This is a genomic window from Chlorobium sp. KB01, from assembly GCF_001975465.1.
Lineage (GTDB): Bacteria > Bacteroidota > Chlorobiia > Chlorobiales > Chlorobiaceae > Chlorobium.
The window spans coordinates 1-2,162 of the sequence record NZ_MPJE01000055.1; the positions used below are offsets into that span (position 1 = coordinate 1).

The 2,162-nt window shown below is 44.9% G+C and carries 1 protein-coding gene; it reads right to left on the bottom strand.

Going from position 1 to position 2,162, the window contains the following annotated elements:
- Nucleotides 1-348 precede the first annotated feature (348 nt).
- Nucleotides 349-1,887, bottom strand: coding sequence for an RNA-binding domain-containing protein (locus BOO20_RS05830; protein WP_076791312.1), 1,539 nt, complete (start codon nucleotides 1,885-1,887; stop codon nucleotides 349-351).
- Between the last annotated feature and the right edge of the window lie 275 nt (nucleotides 1,888-2,162).

Genomic DNA, 2,162 nt, shown 5'->3' on the forward strand with positions numbered 1-2,162 from the left:
TGAGTGATTTCGGAGCTCAATACTATGCCTGTGCTTTCCCCTGTCAACGCTTCCCCATATCACGACACATCGGGACTATCGAGGCATGACTCGGGGCTATGATGGGTGGCTATTCCTTTCATATATGACTCTTGCATTCTTTACTTTCTACCGGTTTTAATCGGCGCTTTCAGAGCGTCCCCGAAAATCCCCCTAACAGAAAAGAGAGGAAACCGATGCTTATAAAAAACGCTCCTGACCAGGTTTAGAGCTTCGAACCGGAAATGCTTATGAAAGAAACGACTCGCCATGAACAAAACTACTCGTTATGAATACCGTCCCCTATTTCGCCGCAGGTATAAAAAAGAATTAAGCATTGGAAACTTTAAGAATCGATTTTCCCTTTTCTGTGATCAGATATCGCTGGTTTCGGCTGGTTGGCTTATCCGGCAAAGTTTTAGCAATCAATCCATTTTCAATAATCGGCAGCAAATGCTTTCTGAAATTAAGGGTATGATTGACTAACCCGAGTTGTGCCAGAATATCTCTTCGAGACCGTGCTTTCTGACAATACAAAAGGACTTGCTCAACTTCCGAAATATCTTGGTCATGAACCTGGTCATGAACCTGGTCATGAACCTGGTCATGAACTTGGTCGTATACCTCTGGATGAACAGAAAGAACGGTAAGAAAATAGGTACACTGCTCATCAGTTTCCAGAACCGGTTCAGGAGAGCCATTGATTTTCATGGCTCTTTTAATAGTTGGTATACCGGTACCCCTTCCTTCCGTCAGGTGCAGCTCTTTAAGAAAATCCCCCACCCTTCTGTTACGATAGTCCCGAGCGACAATTCGTCGATTCTGTGCCAAAACAGTCGCTGTCACTGGCGGAACCGGTCCCGGAAAACTTAAAATCTCAATCTTGTCAGGCCAAATCTGTACTTCTACCGGTTTACCCAATTCATAGCTCTTGTGGTAAACAGCATTGGCAAGGGCTTCTTCAACTGCTGCATAAGGAAAGTTGTAAAAACGTTCAGCTTCCGCCTTCCCTGGAGACTTTCTGATATACTCCTCAACAATTGAGGCCCTGATGAACGATAACGCTTCTCGAAGCTGGACGTGTAAAGGGCCTTTAAAATATCTCTCACTGAAACCTTTACCCGCTTCATCTTTTCGGAGTACAACTTCGATCCATGCCCGTGAAAAAAATAGCTCAGGTTTTCTCGAAAAAAACAGCAGACCGACATTCACTGGACGCAAGAGTTCATCAGAACCTCTGGCAATATTCATCAGTCGGCAAAGTTCTGAAAAAGGCAGCGAAACGCTTTCATCAAAAAGGGCACTTTTTATTTCGCCAAGAAAACTCCTGATTAGACCAAGATCCAGATCATTCAGTTCAGCTACGGGATGGAGGCGATCATCGAAAGGAATTCTTGCCGACAACTCCTGCAGCCTTCTGAGATTTTCGCCCTGTGCTCGAATGGAACGAGAACCACTGCGGATATATTGAAAACGTGACTGCTTTGCGGTACTTAAACTTTCCGGGGCAGAATACGGACGTACATCGCCTGCCGGACAATAGAGAATCAGAATATGCTTCCCTTGAAATAAATAAGGCTGGATAACAGGCATATAAAGCGGCTCTATCCGATAGCTGAGCCGGGTTAGTTCTCCCTGAATACTATCGAGCTGATTGGGATGCAACCCGATCGGAGGCAGGACAGGACGGCCATCCTTTTCAGCAATTCCAATAATGATATACCCACCATTCCAATTATTGATATCATTGGCAAAGGCACACAGTGTATGCAATACATCTTCAGGGTTCCATCCCTGTTTGAATTCAAGGCGCTCCCACTCAATGACCTGGCCATTGACTAACTCATCGATGTTGACTGCAAGTGCCATTAATTCCTTGTAAAATTCACTTGTTAAGCGTAGTGACTGAAATATAGCAGAATATGAAACCGAATCCACCAAGTTGCATCCAATATACCCGGTGCATCAAGTCTCGCTCCGGCATGTCACCTCCTCACATGTTTTGGTTGCTGAACCTCTACTGTGAGCTATACAAGAATAAACGACAACTTCTACTCTTATTAAACAACGTCCCATCTCCGTTCACGGAAAATCCGGGTGATGCTCCTTCAGCCAGTCTTCAACTTGAGTTGCACTGCAGTCAG